Genomic DNA, 21445 nt, shown 5'->3' on the forward strand with positions numbered 1-21445 from the left:
GGTTGATAGGCCGGATCTGGAAGCCAGGTAACTGGTGGAGGTGACCGGTACTAATAGGCCGAGGGCTTGTCCTCAGTTGCTCGCGTCCACTGTGTAAGTTCTGAGGCAACGAACAGTTGCCGGCTTTGAGTAGAACGCATAACAGAAAAGTGTGCTTGTTCGCTCGAAACCATTAGGGTTTCGGTGGCCATAGCGTGAGGGAAACGCCCGGTTACATTTCGAACCCGGAAGCTAAGCCTCACAGCGCCGATGGTACTGCAGGGGGGACCCTGTGGGAGAGTAGGACGCCGCCGAACAATCTTTGGAGGACCCCTGGTCCCAGCGTTCAGCTGGGACCAGGGGTCCTTTTGTTTTTACAATGCTTGCGGTACCGAAGACAGGAGTCACCATGTCCACCAACTCTCCCGACGATCGACCGGAGCGCGACCAGCGGCGACGGGACAGTGGTGACCGGGGCGACCGCGGCGGCGACCGCGGCGACCGGGGCGGCTTCCGTCGCGACAACGACCGTGGCAGCTACGGCCGGCGCGACGACCGCGGACCGCGCCGTGACGACCGGGGCGACCGGGGTTCGCGTCCGGGCTTCCAGCGGGACGACCGCGGACCGCGTCGCGACGACCGGCGTGATGACCGTCGTGACGACCGGGGTGGCGACCGGGGTGGCGACCGCGGTGGTTACCGGGGTCGCGACGACCGTGGTGGCTACGGCGACCGTGGTGAGCGTGGCAGTTACGGCCGCCGCGACGACCGTCGTGAGGGCGACCGGGGTTCGCGTCCGGGCTTCCAGCGCGACGACCGCGGACCGCGCCGTGACGACCGGGGCGACCGCGGTGACCGTGGTGGCTTCCGTCGCGACGACCGTCCCGCCTACCGCCGTGACGACGAGCGTCCCGCGCACCGCCGCGACGACGACCGCGGCAGCTACGGCCGCCGCGACGACCGCGGCGGCGAGCGTCGCGACGACCGGCGTGGTGGCTACGGCGACCGGGGTTCGCGTCCGGGCTTCCAGCGGGACGACCGCGGACCGCGTCGCGACGACCGGCGTGATGACCGTCGTGACGACCGGGGTGGCGACCGGGGTGGCGACCGCGGTGGTTACCGGGGTCGCGACGACCGTGGTGGCTACGGCGACCGTGGTGAGCGTGGCAGTTACGGCCGCCGCGACGACCGTCGTGAGGGCGACCGGGGTTCGCGTCCGGGCTTCCAGCGCGACGACCGCGGACCGCGCCGTGACGACCGGGGCGACCGCGGTGACCGTGGTGGCTTCCGTCGCGACGACCGTCCCGCCTACCGCCGTGACGACGAGCGTCCCGCGCACCGCCGCGACGACGACCGCGGCAGCTACGGCCGCCGCGACGACCGCGGCGGCGACAGCCGTGGCGGTTACGGCGATCGCGGTGGCTTCCGCCGTGACGACCGCCGTGACGACCGGGGCGGCGACCGTCGTGACGACCGGGGTGGTGACCGCGGTGGTTACCGGGGTCGCGACGACCGGGGCGGCCGTGGGCCCCGCAGGGACGACCGCGGTGGTCGGCCCGGTGGCTTCCGCGGGCGGGACGGCCGTGACGACCGGCGCGACGACCGCCGTGGCGGTGGCCGCTTCCGCGACGAGCGGGACCGGGACCGTGAGCCGATCAAGCGGCTGCCGATCCCGGAGGACGTCACCGGCGAGGAGATCGACAAGGACGTCCGGCAGGAGCTGCTGAGCCTGCCCAAGACGCTCGCGGAGGACGTCGCCAAGAACCTGGTGATGGTCGCACGGCTCATCGACGAGGACCCCGAGGGCGCCTACGGCTACTCCAGGGTGGCCCTGCGTCTGGCGTCCCGAGTGGCCGCCGTGCGCGAGGCAGCCGGGTTCGCCGCGTACGCCTGCCAGAAGTACAGCGAGGCGCTCGCGGAGTTCCGGGCCGCCCGGCGCATGACCGGCACCGTCGACCTGTGGCCGGTGATGGCCGACTGCGAGCGCGGGCTCGGCCGTCCGGAGAAGGCGCTGGACATGGCCGGTGCCCCGGAGGTGCAGAAGCTGGACAAGGCGGGCCAGGTCGAGATGCGGCTCGTCGCGGCCGGTGCCCGGCGTGACATGGGTCAGCTGGACGCGGCCATCGTGACCCTGCAGAGCCCGGAGCTGGCCTCCAACTCGGTCCAGCCGTGGACCGCGCGCCTGCGCTACGCGTACGCCGACGCCCTGCTGGCGGTCGGCCGCGAGGGCGAGGCGCGGGAGTGGTTCGCCAAGGCCGTCGAGGCCGACCGGGACGGCAGCACGGACGCCTCCGACCGCCTCGCCGAGCTGGACGGCGTGGAGTTCGTCGACGCTTTCGACGAGAGCGAGAACGACGACGAGAACGACGACGAGCCGGAGAAGGGCGCCGAGGCCGGCGCCGTCGACGACGGTGAGTCCGCCGGTGGCTCCGAGGAGCACGGCGACGAGGACTGAGCGCTGACGCCGGTCGAGTGAGAAGAGGGCAGGCTCCCTGTGGAGCCTGCCCTCTTTCGTGTTTTCCGGCCCTTCGCGGCCGGCTCAGATCTCCAGTGCCCGCAGCACCAGGCCGGAGGCGGGCTTGGGTCCGAACGACGTGGACTTGCGGGGCATCGTGACGCCCTGGCGGGCCAGGTCGCGGACGACCTCCTCGCGGACCGGGTGCATCAGGACGGCCGTCCCTCCGTCGCGTTCCGCCTTCGCTACGGTCGCCGCGGTGTCGTGTATGTAGGCGATGTGCGCCGTGGAGTCCTCAGGGATGTGCCAGACGTGCTCCAGCAGCGTGGCGTGCAGGACGGTGGCGTCCAGGGACCGCCAGGCGGCCGGACGGTCGGCCGGGATCGTACGGGCCAGGAGGCCGGGGTCCGGGCGGTCGATGAGGTGGAAGGCACCGTCTCCGGCCAGCAGGAAGGCGTTGCCCGCGCAGGACGCGTCCGCCAGTGCCGCCAGCGCCTCGGGGAGGTCCCCATCGAGGTGTCGTACCCGGAACAGGCCCCTCACGGCCGTCAGCGCGTCCGCCACCGGCAGCCCGTGCAGCAGGCGGTGGATGGCGCGGACGCGCAGCGGGTAGCGGACGGTGTCGACGAGGAGGACCAGGCCGTAGTCCCAGGGGCTGGGGGAGGGGTGTTCCGCGCGCAGCCGGAGGTAGGTCGCCCAGCGGTGGTGGCCGTCGGCGATCAGGGCCTGGTGGTGCGCCAGGTCGGACTGGATGCGGGCCACGTCGGAGGGGTCGGTGATGGACCAGAGGCGGTGGCCGAAGCCGTCCTCGGTGGTCGTGGCCAGCAGTGGCGGCTTCTCCGCGGTGCGTTCGACGACCTCGGCGGCCGCGCCGTTGCCGCGGTAGGTCAGCAGCAGCGGTTCGAGGTTGGCGCGCGTGGCGCGCATCAGGGCCGCGCGGTCGGCGACCACGGGCGGCATGACGTCCTCGTGCGGCAGCACCACGCCCTCGGCGGGCTCCGAGACCCGCAGCGCGCCGATGACACCGCGCTGCAGCATCCCGTTGCCGTCGCGCTGCTCGTACACGTACAGACCGGGTTCCGGGTCCGCGGTGAGGATGCCCTCGTCCAGCCAGCGGTGCAGGGTGTCGGCCGCCTGCTCGGTGCCCGCGCTGGGCGTTCCCGCCTGGGGCAGGATCAGCCGGACGATGTTGTGCGGGTCGGCCGACTGGAGGTGGTGGACCCCGTCGGGCCGTACGACGACGTCGTACGGCGGGGAGGTGACGGAGGCCAGGCTGCCGACCCGGTCGGGGTCGTAACGAAGGCCTCGGAACGGGTTGAGTTCCAGGCCCCGGTGCGCCGTTGCTTCCGAGTGACCTGCAGTGTTCATCCCGGCATCGTACGTGTGTCAGTGGCATGCGGGATGATCGGGGGAAAGGCGAATGAACGAGGAGCGATGCGGATATGAGCCACGGCGTCAGGACGAGGCCCGAGGGCAACGGCCGCCCCCTGAGCGAGGCGTACGACACGGCGCTGCTCGATCTGGACGGGGTGGTGTACGCGGGTGGCAACGCGATCGCGCACGCCGTCGACTCGCTGGAGCGGGCCCGGGCGGGCGGGATGCACCTGGCCTACGTCACCAACAACGCCCTGCGCACCCCGGACGCGGTGGCGGAGCACCTGACCGAGCTGGGGATGGCTACGGGGGCGGATGACGTCATCACCTCGGCGCAGGCGGTGGCGCGGCTGATCAGCGAGCAGGTGCCGGCCGGCGCCCGGGTGCTGGTGATCGGCGGGGAGGGGCTGAAGGTGGCCCTGCGCGAGCGGGGCCTGACCCCGGTGGAGTCGGCGGACGACGATCCGGCGGCGGTCGTGCAGGGGTACGGCGGACCCGATCTGACCTGGGGGCGGTTCGCGGAGGCGTCGTACGCGGTCGCGCGCGGGGTGCCGTGGTTCGCGTCCAACACGGACCTGACGATCCCGAGCGGCCGTGGGATCGCGCCGGGGAACGGTGCGGCGGTGGAGGTCGTGCGGATCGCGACCGGCGCGGAGCCGCAGGTGGCGGGCAAGCCGCTGCCGCCCATGCACAAGGAGACGATCATCCGGACCGGTGCCGAGCGGCCGCTGGTGGTGGGGGACCGGCTGGACACCGACATCGAGGGTGCGTTCAACGGCGGGGTGGACTCGCTGCTGGTGCTGACCGGTGTCACCGACGGGGCGCAGCTGCTGGCCGCTCCGCCGCAGCACCGGCCGACGTATGTGGACGCGGATCTGCGGGGGCTTCTCACCGGCCAGCCCGAAGTCACCCCCGCGGGTGACGGTTTCCGTTGCGGCGGGTGGACGGCGACGGCCGGGGCGGACCGGCTGGAGCTGGAGGGCGACGGCGAGGCCCTGGACGGCCTGCGTGGCCTGTGCGCGGCGGCCTGGTCGGCGGCCGGAGAGGGTTCCTGCCGGCTGGACGGCGGCAAGGCGCTGGCGAGACTCGGGCTCTGACGCCGTACCGGCTTCCGGGTACCCGGGGATCGAGATCCTGAGCGAGGGTAGGCTAACCTAACCTCGTGTTGGTCGACAGTCCTCCGGAACCGCGCGCGGAGACCGCCCCCGCGCCCCCAACCCGCCGGGCGGCAAGGGCTCTTGGGCTCCTGCTCTCTCTCGCGATCCTGGTGCTCGTCGCCCTGGCGAGCATCGCGATCGGAGCCAAGGCGCTCCCGCTCGACCAGGTCTGGCACGGCCTGTTCCACGACACGGGCACGTACGGCGACGTCGTCGTGGACGAGCGGCTCTCACGCACGCTCCTCGGTCTGCTGGCCGGGGCCGCGCTCGGTCTGTCGGGCGCGGTGCTCCAGGCGCTCACCCGCAACCCGCTGGCCGACCCCGGACTGCTCGGCATCAACGCCGGCGCGTCGGCGGCCGTCGTCACCGCCATCACCTACTTCGGGGTCACCAGCCTCACCGGCTACGTGTGGTTCGCCTTCCTCGGGGCGGCGGCGGTGGGCGCGCTGGTGTGGTTCCTCGGCGGCAGCCGGGGCGCCACCCCGGTACGGCTGGCGCTCGCCGGTACGGCGATCAGCGCGGCCCTGTACGGCTATCTCCAGGCCGTGATGATCATGGACGGCGCGGCCCTGGGCCGGATGCGGTTCTGGACGGTGGGCTCGCTGGCCTCGGCCACCGGCTCCACCATCGCGCAGGTGCTGCCGTTCATCGGGGCCGGCACGGTCCTCGCGCTCGGGCTCGCCCGGCCGCTGAACGCCGTGGCGATGGGCGACGACACCGCCCGCGCCCTCGGCGCCGATCTCACCCGCACCCGGGCCCTGGCCATGCTGGCCGCCACCGTGCTGTGCGGCGCCGCGACCGCCGCCTGCGGGCCCATCGTCTTCGTCGGCCTGATGGTCCCGCACGCGGTGCGCTCCTTCACCGGCCCCGACCTGCGCTGGATCCTGCCGTACGCCACGGTCCTGTCGCCGGTGCTGCTGCTCGGCGCCGACGTCGTCGGCCGGGTCGTGGCCCGCCCCTCGGAACTCCAGGTCGGCATCGTCACCGCGGTCATCGGCGGCCCGGTCTTCATCTTTCTCGTACGACGGCGGAGGACGGCCCAGCTGTGAGGACACACACCAGGAGCCGTGCCGTACGGGCCCCCGGCGGGCTCTCCCTGCGCCTGGACGTCCGGGCCCTGATCGTCGTCGTACTGCTGCTGGCCGCGGCCTGCGCCGCGGGCGTCGCGCTGATCGGTACCGGCGACGCGAAGATCCCGGCGGCCGACGTGCTGCGGACCCTCGCCGGGCACGGCACCGCCTACCAGGACTTCATCGTGAACGAGCTGCGGCTGCCGCGCGTCCTGGTCGGGCTGCTGGTGGGCGGCTCGCTGGGCCTGGGCGGCGCACTGTTCCAGGCGGTCTCCCGCAATCCGCTGGGCAGTCCTGACGTGCTGGGTCTCTCGCAGGGCTCGACGGCGGGCGCGCTGGTCGTGATCGTGCTGATGTCCGGCAGCGCCACCCAGGTCACCGTCGGTGCGCTGATCGGCGGTCTCGCGACCGGTCTGGCCATCTACCTGCTCGCCTGGAAGCAGGGTGTGCACGGATACCGCCTGGTCCTGGTCGGCATCGGGGTCTCCGCGGTCGTCACCGCGGTCAACGGCTATCTGCTCACCAAGGCCGACCTGGTCGACGCGGCCCGCGCGGTCGTCTGGATGACCGGCTCCCTCGACGGCCGTGACTGGGACCAGGTCCGCCCGCTGCTCGCCGTGTGCGCCGTCCTCGTCCCGCTGGTCCTGTGCAACGCGCGGGGCCTGCGGATGACGGAGATGGGCGACGACACCGCGAACGCCCTCGGGGTGCGGGTGCAGCGCGTCCGGCTGCTGCTGATGGTCTGCGCCGTGCTGCTCACCGCGGCCGCCACCGCCGCCGCCGGCCCGGTCGGCTTCGTCGCGCTCACCGCCCCGCAGCTCGCCCGCCGCCTGACCCGCTCGCCGGGTCCGAACCTGGTGCCCTCCCTCTGCATGGGCGCCGCCCTGCTGGTCGCCGCCGACTGGGCGTCGCAGCGCGTCTTCGGCGCCGACCAGATGCCCGTCGGCGTGGTCACCGGGGTCCTCGGCGGCGGCTATCTGCTGTGGCTGCTGGTCACCGAGCGCAGGGCGGGCCGGATATGAACGGCACGCACCCGAACACCCCTAGGAGCACTGTGAACCGCCTGTCCGCGGAGAACGTCACCCTCGCCTACGACCGGCGCGTCATCGCCGAGCAGCTGTCGGTGGAGATCCCCGACCGGTCCTTCACGGTGATCGTCGGCCCGAACGCGTGCGGCAAGTCGACGCTGCTGCGGGCGCTGTCACGGATGCTGAAGCCCACCGAGGGCCGGGTGCTGCTCGACGGGCAGGTCATCCAGTCGCTGCCCGCCAAGAAGGCCGCGCGCACCCTCGGCCTGCTTCCGCAGTCCTCCGTCGCGCCGGACGGCATCACGGTCGCCGACCTGGTCGGCCGGGGCCGCTACCCGCACCAGGGCCTGCTGCGCCAGTGGTCGGCCGAGGACGAGCGGGTCGTACAGGAGTCGATGCGGCAGACCGGCGTCGCCGAGCTGGCCGACCGGTACGTCGACGAGCTGTCCGGCGGACAGCGCCAGCGCGTCTGGATCGCCATGGCGCTGGCCCAGCAGACCCCGCTGCTGCTCCTGGACGAGCCGACCACGTACCTCGACATCCAGCACCAGATCGACGTCCTCGACCTGTGCGCGGAGCTGCACGAGACCCAGGAGCGCACCCTGGTCGCCGTCCTGCACGACCTCAACCACGCGGCCCGCTACGCCACCCATCTCATCGCCCTGCGCGACGGTGCGGTGATCGCCGAGGGGGCCCCGAACGACATCGTCACGGCCGAGCTGGTCGAGCGGGTCTTCGGGCTGCGCTGTCAGGTCGTCGACGACCCAGAGACGGGGACCCCGCTGGTGGTGCCGGCCGCGCGCGGGGCCCGCACGCGGCGGGTCACAGCAGCTTCCTGAGCCGGAACAGGTCCAGCAGGCTCGCCTCGAGGCGCACCCGGCCCCTGCCCCACGCGGTGGCGAAGTTCAGCTCGCCCGCCACCAGGGCCACCAGGTCGTCGCCGGCCAGGGTGAGCCGTATCTGCGCCCGCTCGCGCGGGGGGCCGGGACGGGTCTCGTCCACCTCGATCCGGCCACCGGTCATCCGGCCGACGAAGGTGACGTCCAGGTCCGTGATGTGGCAGCTCACCGAGCGGTCCATGGCCGCCGCCTCACGGACGTCGCCCTCGGCGCCCTGCATGTTGTCCGAAAGCTTTCCCAGTGCTGCGCGGCACTCCTCGATCGTGGCCATCGCCACCGACGGTACCGCAGCTGTTCGGGGTAGCGTCTGGGCATGAGCGAGTCCGTGTCCGAGACCCCCGCGCCGGCCGCGGCGGAGCCCGGCCCCGAGTACGATCCCGCCGCCCCGGCCCCCCTGGACGTCCCGCGCGCGCCCACCGGCAACGCCGAGGTCGACGCCCAGCTGGCCCGGCTGGCCGACGCCGACCACCTCGCCACCGACGGACACGTGGAGGTGTACGAGGATGTACACCGGGGGCTGCGCGACGCGCTGACCGCGCTCGACGCCCGCCCGGGACCCCCGGCGCCCCCTACGTCCCACCAGAGCAGGAGCTGAACCGAACGTGGCAGGAGTCGCACGCCGCCGTCTGGACGCGGAGCTGGTCCGCCGGAAGCTCGCGCGCTCGCGCGAGCACGCCAGCCAGCTGATCGTCGCAGGCCGGGTCACCGTCGGCAGGACTGTCGCGACCAAGCCGGCCACCCAGGTGGAGACCGCCGCGGCGATCGTGGTCCAGAGCGACGACGGCGACCCCGACTACGTCTCCCGGGGCGGGCACAAGCTGGCCGGCGCGCTGGAGGCCTTCGTGCCGCGGGGGCTCGTGGTCGAGGGCCGGCGGGCGCTGGACGCCGGCGCGTCCACCGGAGGCTTCACCGATGTCCTGCTGCGCGCAGGCGCCGCGCACGTCGTCGCGGTGGACGTCGGATACGGCCAGCTCGCGTGGTCTCTGCAGAACGATGAACGCGTCACCGTCAAGGACCGTACGAACGTACGCGAGTTGACGCTCGAGGCGATCGATGGGGAACCTGTGGATCTTGTCGTGGGTGATCTGTCCTTCATCCCGCTCGGCCTCGTGCTGCCCGCCCTGAAAAGGTGCGTGCGGCCCGACGCCGACCTGGTGATGATGGTCAAGCCGCAGTTCGAAGTGGGGAAGGAACGGCTCGGCAGCGGGGGTGTCGTACGGAGTCCGCAACTGCGGGCGGAGGCCGTGCGGGGAGTGGCCGAGAAGGCCTGGGAGCTGGGGCTCGGGGTGCGTGGAGTCACCGCCAGTCCACTGCCGGGCCCCTCGGGGAACGTCGAGTACTTTCTGTGGCTGCGGTCCGGCGCCCCCCGCCTGGACCCGGCCGATGTCGACCGTGCAGTGGCGGAGGGGCCTCGTTGACACAGAACCGGGCGCGTACTGTTTTCCTGCTGGCCCACACCGGGCGGCCCGCTGCGATCCGCAGCGCGGAACTCGTCGTCAAGGGCCTGCTGGGGCATGGCATCGGTGTGCGGGTGCTGGAGGAGGAGGCGCGCGACCTGCCGCTCCCGGACGAGGTGCAACTCGTCGGGGAAGCGACCCCGCAGTGCCTCGACGGGTGTGAACTGCTGATCGTGCTGGGCGGCGACGGGACGCTGCTGCGGGGGGCCGAGTTCGCGCGGGCCTCCGGGGTGCCGATGCTCGGCGTCAACCTGGGGCGCGTCGGGTTCCTCGCGGAGGCGGAGCGCGACGACCTCGACCGGGTGGTCGACCGGGTGGTCGCACGGTCGTACGAGGTCGAGGAGCGGATGACCGTCGATGTCGTCGTGCACCGCAACGGGGACATCGTGCACACCGACTGGGCGCTGAACGAGGCGGCCGTGCAGAAGGCCGGCGCCGAGAAGCTGCTGGAAGTCGTGCTGGAGATCGACGGGCGGCCGGTGACGGGCTTCGGGTGCGACGGGGTGGTCCTGTCCACGCCCACCGGGTCCACGGCGTACGCCTTCTCCGCCGGGGGGCCCGTGGTGTGGCCCGAGGTGGAGGCGCTGCTGATGGTGCCGATCAGCGCGCACGCGCTGTTCGCGAAGCCGCTGGTCACCTCTCCGGACTCGGTGCTCGCGGTGGAGGTGCTGCCGCACATCCCGCCCGGCGTCCTGTGGTGCGACGGGCGCCGGACCATCGAGCTGCCGCCCGGGGCGCGCGTGGAGGTCCGGCGGGGCGCGGTCCCGGTGCGCCTGGCCCGACTGCACCACTCCTCCTTCACCGACCGCCTGGTGGCCAAGTTCGCCCTGCCCACCACCGGCTGGCGGGGCGCGCCGCACTGAGCCGTCGTTGACGGCCCGCGTACGTACTCCATCCCGGGCAGGGTCTGCCCTGTCCGGGTGGCCGGAACACGGCTGGCATATTTTTCTGGCAATGTCCGGATATATCTCGTCGTGCAGCCCCGTTCCCACGCGAGCCGGCCGGCCCGGCTGCGAGGCGAGCCGGCACCAAGGAGACGACGATGAACCATCAGCACGTGGCGCTGGCCGGCAGCACCCGCCCCGCCAAGGCCGACGCGACCCGGCTGCGGGACGCGGACCCCCAGCACCGGGTGGACGTCACCCTCACCCTGCGCGGCAAGGTGGCCCCCACCGACCAGATCCCGAACGAGCGGCACCAGGACGCCGAGAAGACCAAGGCCGTGCTCGAACGGTACGGCCTGTCGGTCGACCAGGTCCGGCTCGAACCGGGCAGCATCGTGGCCAGCGGTCCGGTGTCCGCCATGAACGCCGCCTTCAAGGCGGACCTCGGCATCTACCACAGCGCCGAGCAGGGCGACTTCCGCGGCCGCGAGGGCGAACTGCAGATCCCCGCCGAACTCGAGGGCATCGTCACCGGCGTCTTCGGCCTGGACGAACGGCAGATGGCCCGGCGCAAGTCCGTCCAGGGCTCCGGCTTCCACGGATCGATGACGCCGGACGATCTGGAGCGGATGTACAACTTCCCCGCCGGTGACGGGGAGGGGCAGAGGATCGGCATCGCCGAGTTCGGCGGCTTCTACTTCGACGACGACGTCAAGGCCTTCTGCACCGCGCACAACCGGCCGGCGCCGCAGATCGACGTGGTCCCCCTGGACTTCGATCCACCGAGGACACTGGAGCAACTGCGGCAGCTGCCACCCGAGGAGCAGCGGTTCGCGGCCGAGGCGGGCGGCGAGGTGATGATGGACGTGCAGATCGTCGCCGGACTCTGCCCGCAGGCCCGGATCTCCCTCTACTTCGCCTCGTTCGACCAGCGCGGCTGGATCGAACTGCTCGACCGGGTCATCGCGGACCGGCCGGTGACCGTCCCCATCAGCTGGGGCATGACGGAGGACCACCCCAGCTGGTCGGCGAACGCGCTCCGGGAGATCAACAAGCGCCTCGAGGGCGCGGCGGACGCCGGCATCACGGTCTGCGTCGCCTCCGGCGACGACGGCTCGGGCGACCAGATCCCGGACGGCCGCTCGCACGTCGACTTCCCGAGCTCCAGCCCGTTCGTGCTGAGCGTCGGCGGCACCATGATCGACGAGTCCGGTCAGGAGGTCGCCTGGTGGGAGGCGCCCGGCCACCGGACCAGGCACGGCGGCGGGGCGAGCGGGGGCGGGGTCTCCACGAAGTTCGACCGCCCGGTCTACCAGCAGAACATCCCCGTCGACTCCCAGAACCCGGACAGCATCAAGGGCCGGGTGGTGCCGGACGTGTCGGCGCTCGCCGGCCCGCCGTTCTACGACCTGACGCTCCTCGGGCAGCCGGCACCCAACGGCGGCACCAGCGCCTCCACCCCGCTGTGGGGCGCCCTGATCGCCCGTGTCGACGCCCTGCTGCCCCAGGACAAGCGGCAGCGCTTCCTCACGCCGCTGCTGTACGACAGCGGCACCAACGGCCGGCCACTCGGCGAGATCGCCTGCCGGGACATCGGGGCCGGCCACGACAACGGCTCCCACCCGCCGGCGGTGGGCTACCCGGTGAAGACCGGGTACGACGCCGTCACCGGGTTCGGCGTGTGCGACGGTGTGACCCTGCTCAAGGGACTTCACTGAGGCGCCGCGACCGGCGCGCCGCAGTGACGGTGCTGCACTCGGCCGGGTGACAGCGCGGGGCCGAGACACCTTCGTCACCTGCTCCTTCACAGAACGTGTCCGGGGCCCGTCGCACTCCGGGCCCCCGACCTCGTAAGGTCTTGTCCGTGTTGGAGGAGATGCGGATACGGTCGCTCGGGGTCATCGACGACGCCGTCGTGGAGTTGTCGCCCGGGTTCACCGCCGTCACCGGTGAGACGGGTGCGGGCAAGACCATGGTGGTCACCAGCCTGGGGCTGCTGCTCGGCGGGCGGGCGGACCCGGCGCTGGTGCGGATCGGGGCCGAGAAGGCGGTCGTGGAGGGGCGGATCGCCGTCCCCGCGGGTGCCGCCGCCGTCGTACGGGCGGAAGAGGCCGGGGCCGAGCTGGACGACGGTGCGCTGCTGATCAGCCGTACCGTTTCCGCTGAGGGCCGGTCCCGGGCGCACCTGGGCGGGCGCAGCGTGCCCGTGGGGCTGCTCGCCGAGCTGGCGGACGACCTGGTGGCCGTGCACGGGCAGACCGACCAGCAGGGGCTGCTGAAGCTGACCCGGCAGCGGCAGGCGCTGGACCGGTACGCGGGCGACGCGGTCGCCGTGCCGCTCGCCAAGTACGGCGAGGCGTACCGCCGGCTGCGGTCGGTCTCCACCGAGCTGGAGGAGATCGTCACGCGCGCGCGTGAGCGGGCGCAGGAAGCCGACATGCTGCGCTACGGACTCGACGAGATCGCCGCCGTGGAGCCGCGCGCCGGGGAGGACGTGGAGCTGGCCGAGGAGGCGGAGCGGCTGGGGCACGCGGAGGCCCTGTCGTCCGCCGCGACGGCCGCGCACGCCGCTCTCGCGGGCAATCCGGAGGACCCCGAGGGGATCGACGCCTCGACCCTCGTCGCGGGCGCCCACCGGGCGCTGGAGGCCGTGCGGTCGCACGATCCGGCGCTGGCCGCGCTCGCCGGCCGGATCGGGGAGATCGGGATCCTGCTCGGCGACGTCGCCGGCGAGCTAGCGGGATACGCCGACGACCTGGACGCCGACCCGCTGCGGCTGGCCGCCGTGGAGGAGCGCCGGGCCGCGCTCACCGCGCTGACGCGTAAGTACGGCGACGACGTGAACGCCGTCCTCGCCTGGGCCGAGCAGAGCGCCACGCGGCTGACCGAGCTGGACGGCGACGACGAGCGCATCGACGAGCTGACCGCGGAGCGGGACGCGCTGCGCACCGAACTGGGCGGACTGGCCCAGGCGTTGTCGGACGCGCGGGCGGAGGCCGCCGAGCGGTTCGCCGCCGCCGTGACGGCCGAGCTGGCCTCGCTGGCCATGCCCCACGCGCGCGTGTCCTTCGACATCCGGCAGACCGAGGACCCCGAGGGCGTCGAGGTCGGTGGTCGCACGGTCGCGTACGGGCCGTCGGGCGTGGACGAGGTCGAGCTGCTGCTCGCCCCGCACCCGGGCGCCCCGCCGCGGCCCATCGCCAAGGGCGCCTCCGGCGGTGAGCTGTCCCGGGTGATGCTGGCCGTGGAGGTCGTCTTCGCGGGCACCGACCCCGTCCCGACGTACCTCTTCGACGAGGTCGACGCCGGTGTCGGCGGCAAGGCCGCGGTCGAGATCGGCCGGCGCCTCGCCAAGCTGGCCAGGACCGCGCAGGTCGTCGTGGTGACCCACCTGCCCCAGGTGGCGGCGTTCGCCGACCGGCAGCTGCTGGTGGAGAAGACCAACGACGGGTCCGTCACCCGCTCCGGTGTGAAGGTCCTGGAGGGCGAGGAGCGGATCCGCGAGCTGTCCCGGATGCTGGCGGGCCAGGAGGACTCGGAGACCGCCCGCGCCCACGCCGAGGAACTGCTGGCGACGGCCCGGGGGGACGCGTAGCCGGAGCCTTCCGGGCCCGATGCCTGCCGGGCGGGGCCTAGGGCCTGTCTGACCACTCCCGTCTGCCGCGCGCGGCGCCATGCACGCACGCTCGCCGCGCCGGTCCCAGACCTGAGCACGTCGAGTACGAGGGCCTGGGGCCGGCACGCCGAGAGCACGCGCCTGACGCCGGGCGGCCGCCCTTCGGGCGACGACGCGCATGGTCAGACAGGCCCTAGGGTGACGGGATGATCCGCATGCCGAAGGCCCGCTCCTTCCTGCTGTCCGCCGTGCTCACCCGCACCGGTTTCGTCCTCCTGCGCGCCAACCCGCCCGGCGGGCCCGCGCGTTGGGAGCGTGGGAACCACGCCGGGCGGAGCGTCGGGCTGTACTCCGGGCCGGCTTCGGCGCTCGGTGCGGCGGCCGCCGCGGCGCGGGTGTGCCCCGCTGCCGGGGCCGCCGTGCTCGCCGCCGGGGCCTGCGGGGCGTACGACGACGTCGCCGGGGACGACCGGCGCGGGTTCCGGGCTCATCTGCGGGCGTTGCGCGCAGGCGAGATCACCAGCGGGTCCGTGAAACTGTTCGGGATCTCGGCCGCCGGGCTGGTCGCGGGGGCGCTGATGAAGGAGCGCGGGCTGGACAGGGCGCTCGCCGGGATCGTGATCGCCGGTGCCGCGCACTTCGTCAACCTGGTCGACGTACGGCCGGGGAGGGCGCTCGGGGCGGTGCTCGCGTTCGGGGCGCCGGGGCTGCTGCGCGGGGGCCCGGGCGGGGAGCTGGCCGCCGTCGCGATGGGCGGCGCGTCGGCCGTGCTGCGCGAGGACGCCGGCGAGCAGACCATGATCGGGGACACGGGGGCGCACGCACTGGGTGCCGCGCTGGGGGCGGCCGTGGTGGCGGGCAACCGGCGCGCGGGACTTCTCGCGCACGCCGCCGCGGTGGTGGCCGCCGCCGTGTACGGGGACCGGGTCACCGCCTGGGCGCGCTCGCTGTGACCGTCTGACCTGGTCGTACGCGGACGCACGGGACACGGCCGGGCCGGCCCCTTCTTCACCCGTGTGGGTGACGTGCTCCGGCGCATTGCCCCGGCCCGTCGCACCGTGCGCCCTCCCGGTTTTCCCGCAACGAGCGTGCCTCCTGGCATGCTTGGACATGAACACGGTCCGCGCGGGAGGCGCGCGGGGTACGACCTTCCGCCCCTGTGAGCCCGCTACCTTCTGTACGTTCTCTCGTGACCGCCCACGCCGAACCAGGAGCCCCGGCCCCGTGAGCCCCCTGAGCAGCAATGCGCCGCACGGCCAGTCGCCGCTGCGCACCGTGCAGGTGCTCGGCGGAGGCAACGCCGGCAGCAGCGCGCACGTGCGCTCCCTGGCCGAGGGGCTCGTGGCGAGGGGCGTACGAGTCACGGTGTGCGCCCCTTATGAGGCCGATCGCGCCTACGACTTCACCGGGACCGGCGCCGAGCACGTGCACGTGCCGCGCAGCAGCGACCCGGCCTCGGTGGCCGCGCTCCGGGCGGCCTGCGCCGACGCCGACCTGGTGCACGCGCACGGGCTGCACGCCTCCTTCCGCACCGTCCTCGCGCTCGGCGGACGCACCACTCCGCTGGTCGTCACCTGGCACAACCGGGCGCGCGCGGAGGGCGCGAGGGCGCATCTGCTGCGGCTGCTGGAGCGGCGCGTGGTACGGACGGCGGCCGTGGTTCTCGGCAGCAGCCCCGACCTGGTCGACCGGGCCCGCAGGACCGGCGCGCGGGACGCCCGGCTCGCGGCCGTCGGCCTGCCCGGGCAGCACCGGCCCGCCGCCCCGCCGGACGACCCCGACCGCCTTCGGCCCAAGGTGCGGGCCGAACTCGGCGCCACCGGGCGCCCGTTGCTCATCGCGGTCGGCTCCCTCGACCGGTACCGGGGCTACGAGGTCCTGCTCGACGCGGCACGCGCCTGGCGTGACCTGGATCCGGTGCCGCTGGTCGTCGTCGCGGGGGAGGGGCCGCTGCGTGCGGTGCTGCAGGCGCGCATCGAGGACGAGGAGCTGCCGGTGCGGCTCATCGGGCGCCGCGAGGACGTGCCCGAACTGCTCGCCGCCGCCGATCTGGCGCTGCTGACCAGCAGTTGGGAGTCGCGGTCCGTCCTCGCCCAGGAGGCGCTGTACGCGCGGGTGCCGCTGGTCGCGACCCGCGTCGGCGGTGTCCCCGACCTCGTGGGCGACGCCGCCGAACTCGTTCCGTACGGCGACCCGGCAGCGCTCGCCGACACCGTCGTACGGCTCCTCGCCGATCCGGAGCGCCGGGAGGAGCTGCGCGAGGCGGGTGCCCGGCAGGCCGCCGAGTGGCCGACCGAGGACGAGACGGTGGCCCAAGTGCTCAGCGTGTACGACGAGTTGACCCAGCCGAGACCGCTGGCCTAGGGCCTGTCTGACATTTCGCGGCAGACGGGAATTGTCAGACAGGGCCTAGGGGACGTGCCGGCGGGCCCGCAGGGCCAGGCTCAACGCCAGGACCGTCTGCGGGTCGTCGAGGTCGGTGCCCAGCAACTCCCCGATGCGGGCTAGCCGGTTGTAGAGGGTCTGCCGGTTCAGATGCAGCTCGCGGGCCGTCTCCGCCTTGCGGCCCGCGTGCGCGAGGTAGGTCTCCAGGGTCGGCAGCAGCGGCGGCTTGGAACGGTGGTCGTGGTCGCGCAGCGGGCCGATCGCGCGGTCCACGAAGGCGGCGAGGTCCGGATGGTCGCGCAGCCGCCACAGCAGCAGGTCGATGTCGAGGCGGCGGGCGTCGTACCACGGCCGGTCGGTCAGGCCCTGTGCCGCCGTCGCGGTCTCCGCCGCGTGCCGCAGCCCGGCCGAGGCCGCCGCCCAGCCGCCCGCCACGCCGACGACCACGACCGGCGGCGGGGAGCCCGGCCGCCGCATCCCGGCGCGCTCCACGCCCGCCCGCAGCGCCGCCGCCACCCGGTCCGCGACCGCCGAGCGCTCCGTCTCCGAACGCAGCCCGAGCAGCACCAGCACCCGGCCCTCCACCGGCCGCACGCCCAGCAGCACCGGGACCCCCACCGAGGCCAGCTCCTCGGAGACCGCGCGGGCCAGCACCGCCCAGCCACCACCGGGCGCGAGGGGGTCGCCGACCCGCATCACCACCGGCAGCAGCGGACTGCTCCCCGGCTTGAAGCCGAGCACACGGGCCTGGGCGGGCGCGTCCTCGGCCGAGATCCGCCCCTCGGCGAGGTCGGTGAGGAAGTCGCCGCGCCCGCGCGCGGCCAGCTCCTCCTCCTGCCGGGCCTGCATCAGCACCACGGCCAGGATGCCCGCGGCCCGCTCGGCGGCGATCCGGTGGACCGGGGCCAGCGGGGAGAGCACCGGCAGCAGCACCAGCCTCGCGCGGACCGAACCCGCGGTGCCGGGGCCGCCGCCGGGCACGTCCACCAGCACCGAACCGGCGGGCGGGGTCGCGTCCTTCTGCGGTCCCCGCAGCCCCTCCCACACCTGCAGCGGATCCGTGCCCTCCGGCCCCTCCCCGGCGGCGTACAGCAGCCGGCCGTCCGCGGTCTCCAGGAACACCGGGTTGCCGCTGAAGCCGGCCAGGATGCCCAGCACCTGGGGCACCCCGCCGCCGCCGAGCAGGGCCTCGGTACAGCGCCGGTGCACCTCCTCCGCCCGCTGCAGCAGCGCGTAGTGGCCGTTGACGATCTCGGTGTGGATCTCCTCGGTGACCGTCACGAACGGCACCTCGCGGTGCAGCTGGACCAGCGGCAGCCCGGCGCTGCGGGCGGTGTCCACGAGGGCGGCCGGGAGCCTGGCGAAGCGCGGGCCCAGCTCCACCACCAGGGCGGCGATCCCGCGCTCGGCGAGCGTGCGCACGAACGCCCGCTGCTCGGCCGGGCGGGTGCCCAGCCCGTATCCGGTGGTGAGCAGCAGCTCGCCGCCCTTGAGCAGCGAGGCGATGTTCGGCACCTCGCCCGCGTGCACCCAGCGCACGGTACGGCCCAGCCGGTCCGTGCCGGCCAGGATCTCCGGCAGCCCGCTGCGCAGCCCGGGCAGTTCCAGCGCCCGCTGAACGGTGATCCCGGCGCCCTGCGTGGCGAGTCTGCTCTCCGTGCCGCTGTCCATGCAGCGGACGCTACCTGCGCGGACGCCCGAAGAACATCTCCGGACTACACGGGCCTGATGTTGTGGTTGAAGCGGAACACGTTGTCGGGGTCGTACCGCCGTTTCACCTTCTCCAGGCGCAGCGTGTTGCCCTCGCCGAGGCCCGCCCGCACCCGGTCCGGGCCCTCGTCGCCGATGAAGTTGAGGTGGACCGCGCCGGTGCTCCACGCCCGTACCCCCGCGCGCACGTCCCGCACCCAGGCCGCGGCCCGCTCGTCACCGGCCGGGTCCGCCCAGGCGCCGAGCGGGTGCGCCGCCCACGCGGCGTCCCGGAACGGCACCGGGTACCCGTGCGGACCGGCGGTGACCGCCCCGCCCTGCGGGAACAGCAGCTGCCGGCTGCCGCTCGGCACCGGCATGTCCTCCGCGCGGGCGCAGAAGACGTCCACCAGCTCGTCGGGCAGCTCGGCCAGGTGCTCCGCCGACCAGTGGTTGCGCAGCCCCGGCGGGTCGTCGAGCATGCACTGCACATCGGCGTACGCCATGTCCCCGGCCAGTTCCACCTCGTGCGGCAGCGCCAGCAGCGGCTCGGCGAGCTTGCGCAGATCGTCCTCGCCGCCCGCGTACGTCAGCAGGACACCGCACAGCAGCCGGCCCACCAGCTCCGGGGGCACGAACTCCTCGGCCGGGCCCGTCTCGTACAGGATCGCTCCGCTCAGCTCGTCGGGGCCGGTGCGGATGATCTCGCGGAAGGTGCGGACGGCCGCGGGACCGAACCGGGGCAGGCACATCAGCAGGACGACCGAGAACTCGGGCAGCTCGTACAGCCCCAGGGTGAGCGCGGTGGCGACACCGAAGTTGCCGCCCCCGCCGTGCAGCGCCCAGAACAGCTCGGGGTTCTCGTCGGCGTTCGCATGCACCCGCTCCGCGTCGGCGGTCACCAGTTCGACACCGAGCAGGTTGTCGACGGCGAGGCCGAAGGCGCGGTCCAGCCAGCCGGTGCCGCCGCCGAGCACGAAGCCCCCGACACCGGTGGTGGAGGCCCGCCCGCCCGTCGTCGCGAGGCCGTACGGCTGGGTCGCCCGGTCCAGGTGGCGCATCGTGGCACCGCCCTCGACGCGGGCCGCCTCGCCCGCCGGGTCGACACTCACCCCGTGCATCCGGCGCAGATCCACCACGAGCGCTCCGTCGCCGAGGGCCGCGCCGGACACGCCGTGCCCGCCGCCGCGCACCGCGATCGGCAGGTCCAGCTCCCTTCCGAAGCGCACGGCCCGTACCACGTCAGCGGCGTCCGCGCACCGGGCGATCACGGCCGGGCGCCGGTCGACCATCGCGTTGAACACCGTGCGGGCCTCGTCGTAGCCGGCGTCCCCCGGCGCGAACACGTCGCCGACCAGATCCTCGCGCAGCGCGGCGAGGGCCGCGCGAGCCTTCGAGGGGGAAGCCATGGCGGCCCCCCTTCCGGAAGGGGAAGTCATGCGCTTCCACACTAGGCGGGCGCGGCCGGGCGGGCGCGCTCAGCCGCCGTACGCCCCCGACGCCGTCAGCCGCAGCGCGGTGTCGATCAGCGGCACGTGGCTGAAGGCCTGCGGGAAGTTGCCGACCTGGCGCTTCAGGCGCGGGTCCCACTCCTCGGCGAGCAGGCCGAGGTCGTTGCGCAGCGCGAGGAGCTTCTCGAACAGCTTGCGGGCCTCGTCCACCCGGCCGATCATCGCCAGGTCGTCCGCCATCCAGAAGGAGCAGGCGAGGAAGGCGCCCTCGTCGCCGGGCAGGCCGTCGACGCCCTCGTCCTCGCCCTCCGTCGGGTAGCGCAGGATGAACCCGTCCGAGGTGGACAGCTCGCGCTGGATCGCCTCGATGGTGCCGATCACCCGCTTGTCGTCCGGGGGCAGGAAGCCCATCTGCGGGATCAGCAGCAGCGAGGCGTCCAGCTCCCGGGAGCCGTACGACTGGGTGAAGGTGTTGCGTTCCTTGTCGTAGCCCTTCTCGCACACGTCCCGGTGGATGTCGTCGCGCAGCTCGCGCCAGCGCTCCAGCGGGCCGTCCGCGTCACCGGACTCGATCAGCTTGATCGTGCGGTCCACCGCGACCCAGGCCATCACCTTGGAGTGCACGAAGTGCCGGCGCGGGCCGCGCACCTCCCAGATGCCCTCGTCCGGCTCCTGCCAGTGGTCCTCCAGGTAGCGGATCAGTTTCAGCTGGAGCAGGGAGGCGTAGTCGTGGCGGGCCAGACCGGTCATGTGGGCCAGGTGCAGCGCCTCGGTGACCTCGCCGTACACGTCCAGCTGGAGCTGGTGCGCGGCGCCGTTGCCCACCCGGACCGGGGCCGAGTTCTCGTAGCCGGGCAGCCAGTCCAGCTCGGCCTCGCCCAGCTCGCGCTCGCCCGCGAGGCCGTACATGATCTGCAGGTTCTCCGGGTCGCCGGCGACCGCGCGCAGCAGCCACTCGCGCCAGGCGCGGGCCTCCTCGCGGTAGCCGGTGCGCAGCAGCGAGGACAGCGTGATCGCCGCGTCCCGCAGCCAGGTGTAGCGGTAGTCCCAGTTGCGCACGCCCCCGATGTCCTCGGGCAGCGAGGTGGTGGGGGCCGCGACGATCCCGCCGGTCGGGGCGTACGTCAGCGCCTTCAGGGTGATCAGCGAGCGGACCACCGCCTCGCGGTAGGGCCCGTGGTACGTGCAGTGGTCCACCCACTCGCGCCAGAAGTCCTCCGTCGCCTCCAGCGACTGCTCGGGCTCCGGCATCGGCGGCGGCTCCTTGTGCGAGGGCTGCCACGAGATCGTGAACGCGATCCGGTCACCCGGGGCGACCGTGAAGTCGGCGTACGTCGTCAGCGCCTTGCCGTAGGTCTCGGCCTCCGTGTCGAACCACACCGAGTCCGGACCGGCCACGGCGACCGTGCGCGCGTCGTGCTTGTGCACCCAGGGCACCACACGGCCGTAGGAGAACCGCATCCGCAGGGCCGAGCGCATCGGCACCCGGCCGGTGACGCCCTCCACGATCCGGATCAGCTGCGGGGCGCCGTCACGCGGGGGCATGAAATCGGTCACCCGCACGGTGCCGCGCGGGGTGTCCCACTCCGACTCCAGGATCAGCGAGTCCCCGCGGTAGGTCCGCCGGGCGGCCGAGGGGGGCTGCGCGTCGGCCGCGTACGCCGGGCCGAGCCGCCAGAAGCCGTGCTCCTCGGTGCCCAGCAGGCCGGCGAAGATGGCATGCGAGTCGAAGCGGGGCAGGCACAGCCAGTCCACCGTGCCATCCCGGCAGACCAGTGCCGCGGTCTGCATGTCTCCGATGAGTGCGTAGTCTTCGATGCGCCCGGCCACGTGCAACTCCAGTCGAACGGCCACGTCACCCCCGCGCAGGGGGGCTGTCGCTAGTGCGGTCAAGGGGTCGTTGTTGTGCGTCTATGAGCGGTGAAGCAAAGCAGTCCGCGAGCCCTGAGGCAACACGACAGTCTCTGCTCAACGAACTGCCGCGCTCTCGTTGTTCCGGTT

18 protein-coding genes and 1 rRNA gene are annotated in these 21445 nt (G+C 73.5%); 13 read left to right on the plus strand and 6 right to left on the minus strand.

The features are described from left to right. Window positions 1-179 precede the first annotated feature (179 nt). Window positions 180-296: ribosomal RNA gene (gene rrf / locus ACZ7FF_RS36350) — 5S ribosomal RNA — on the plus strand. A gap of 29 nt (window positions 297-325) precedes the next feature. Here rrf and ACZ7FF_RS36355 read toward each other — a convergent pair. Beyond that, on the minus strand, window positions 326-1318 hold the full coding sequence (locus ACZ7FF_RS36355; RefSeq protein WP_470818066.1) for a hypothetical protein: 993 nt from the start codon (window positions 1316-1318) through the stop codon (window positions 326-328). A gap of 324 nt (window positions 1319-1642) precedes the next feature. Between ACZ7FF_RS36355 and ACZ7FF_RS36360 the strand changes: the two genes are divergently transcribed. Further along, window positions 1643-2434, plus strand: a complete 792-nt coding sequence (locus tag ACZ7FF_RS36360) for a tetratricopeptide repeat protein (RefSeq protein ID WP_470818057.1) — start codon at window positions 1643-1645, stop codon at window positions 2432-2434. Between the two features lie 84 nt (window positions 2435-2518). On the opposite strand, the gene ACZ7FF_RS36365 is transcribed toward ACZ7FF_RS36360, so the two are convergent. Continuing rightward, a complete protein-coding gene (locus ACZ7FF_RS36365; protein ID WP_470817917.1) occupies window positions 2519-3802 on the minus strand; it encodes a DUF1015 domain-containing protein in 1284 nt (427 codons plus the stop codon). Window positions 3803-3876: 74 nt separating this feature from the next. Between ACZ7FF_RS36365 and ACZ7FF_RS36370 the strand changes: the two genes are divergently transcribed. From ACZ7FF_RS36370 to ACZ7FF_RS36385, 4 genes are all read left to right on the plus strand, one after another. Then, complete coding sequence (locus tag ACZ7FF_RS36370) at window positions 3877-4905, plus strand: HAD-IIA family hydrolase (RefSeq protein WP_470817918.1); 1029 nt, start codon at window positions 3877-3879, stop codon at window positions 4903-4905. A gap of 65 nt (window positions 4906-4970) precedes the next feature. Further along, window positions 4971-6014, plus strand: coding sequence for a FecCD family ABC transporter permease (locus tag ACZ7FF_RS36375; RefSeq protein WP_470817920.1), 1044 nt, complete (start codon window positions 4971-4973; stop codon window positions 6012-6014). Then, complete coding sequence (locus ACZ7FF_RS36380) at window positions 6011-7057, plus strand: FecCD family ABC transporter permease (protein WP_470817921.1); 1047 nt, start codon at window positions 6011-6013, stop codon at window positions 7055-7057. Before ACZ7FF_RS36375 ends, ACZ7FF_RS36380 begins: the two co-directional genes overlap by 4 nt. After that, window positions 7054-7902: an ABC transporter ATP-binding protein gene (locus ACZ7FF_RS36385; RefSeq protein WP_470817923.1), complete on the plus strand. Its 849-nt coding sequence runs from the start codon at window positions 7054-7056 to the stop codon at window positions 7900-7902. Before ACZ7FF_RS36380 ends, ACZ7FF_RS36385 begins: the two co-directional genes overlap by 4 nt. On the opposite strand, the gene ACZ7FF_RS36390 is transcribed toward ACZ7FF_RS36385, so the two are convergent. Then, window positions 7886-8233, minus strand: a complete 348-nt coding sequence (locus tag ACZ7FF_RS36390; protein ID WP_470817925.1) for a sterol-binding protein — start codon at window positions 8231-8233, stop codon at window positions 7886-7888. The two genes, ACZ7FF_RS36385 and ACZ7FF_RS36390, sit on opposite strands and share 17 nt — an antisense overlap. Before the next feature lie 42 nt (window positions 8234-8275). Here ACZ7FF_RS36390 and ACZ7FF_RS36395 point away from each other — a divergent pair, with 42 nt between their 5' ends. From ACZ7FF_RS36395 to ACZ7FF_RS36425, 7 genes are all read left to right on the plus strand, one after another. Then, complete coding sequence (locus tag ACZ7FF_RS36395; protein WP_470817927.1) at window positions 8276-8557, plus strand: hypothetical protein; 282 nt, start codon at window positions 8276-8278, stop codon at window positions 8555-8557. Between the two features lie 7 nt (window positions 8558-8564). Then, window positions 8565-9380 carry a TlyA family RNA methyltransferase gene (locus ACZ7FF_RS36400; protein WP_470817928.1) on the plus strand — a complete coding sequence of 272 codons (816 nt, stop codon included), beginning with the start codon at window positions 8565-8567 and terminating at the stop codon, window positions 9378-9380. Then, complete coding sequence (locus ACZ7FF_RS36405; RefSeq protein WP_470817930.1) at window positions 9377-10282, plus strand: NAD kinase; 906 nt, start codon at window positions 9377-9379, stop codon at window positions 10280-10282. The genes ACZ7FF_RS36400 and ACZ7FF_RS36405 overlap by 4 nt, the downstream gene beginning before the upstream one ends. A 179-nt stretch (window positions 10283-10461) precedes the next feature. Beyond that, window positions 10462-12021, plus strand: coding sequence for a S53 family peptidase (locus tag ACZ7FF_RS36410; protein ID WP_470817931.1), 1560 nt, complete (start codon window positions 10462-10464; stop codon window positions 12019-12021). A 158-nt stretch (window positions 12022-12179) separates the two neighbouring features. Beyond that, the gene (recN, locus tag ACZ7FF_RS36415; RefSeq protein WP_470818058.1) at window positions 12180-13898 is read left to right on the plus strand and encodes a DNA repair protein RecN; all 1719 of its coding nucleotides are present in this window, start codon (window positions 12180-12182) and stop codon (window positions 13896-13898) included. A gap of 227 nt (window positions 13899-14125) precedes the next feature. Further along, on the plus strand, window positions 14126-14872 hold the full coding sequence (locus tag ACZ7FF_RS36420; protein ID WP_470817932.1) for a hypothetical protein: 747 nt from the start codon (window positions 14126-14128) through the stop codon (window positions 14870-14872). A 271-nt stretch (window positions 14873-15143) separates the two neighbouring features. After that, window positions 15144-16283: a glycosyltransferase family 4 protein gene (locus tag ACZ7FF_RS36425; RefSeq protein ID WP_470817934.1), complete on the plus strand. Its 1140-nt coding sequence runs from the start codon at window positions 15144-15146 to the stop codon at window positions 16281-16283. Between the two features lie 45 nt (window positions 16284-16328). Here ACZ7FF_RS36425 and ACZ7FF_RS36430 read toward each other — a convergent pair whose 3' ends face one another. The 3 genes from ACZ7FF_RS36430 to ACZ7FF_RS36440 all read right to left on the minus strand — a co-directional run bounded on the left by ACZ7FF_RS36430 (window position 16329) and on the right by ACZ7FF_RS36440 (window position 21274). After that, entirely contained in the window at window positions 16329-17975 is a 1647-nt protein-coding gene (locus ACZ7FF_RS36430; RefSeq protein WP_470817935.1) for a PucR family transcriptional regulator, read from the minus strand. Between the two features lie 44 nt (window positions 17976-18019). After that, window positions 18020-19402 carry an FAD-binding oxidoreductase gene (locus ACZ7FF_RS36435; RefSeq protein ID WP_470817936.1) on the minus strand — a complete coding sequence of 461 codons (1383 nt, stop codon included), beginning with the start codon at window positions 19400-19402 and terminating at the stop codon, window positions 18020-18022. A gap of 69 nt (window positions 19403-19471) precedes the next feature. After that, the gene (locus ACZ7FF_RS36440) at window positions 19472-21274 is read right to left on the minus strand and encodes a glycoside hydrolase family 15 protein (RefSeq protein ID WP_470818060.1); all 1803 of its coding nucleotides are present in this window, start codon (window positions 21272-21274) and stop codon (window positions 19472-19474) included. Between the last annotated feature and the right edge of the window lie 171 nt (window positions 21275-21445).

It is taken from the genome of Streptomyces sp. NPDC037126, from assembly GCF_055605965.1.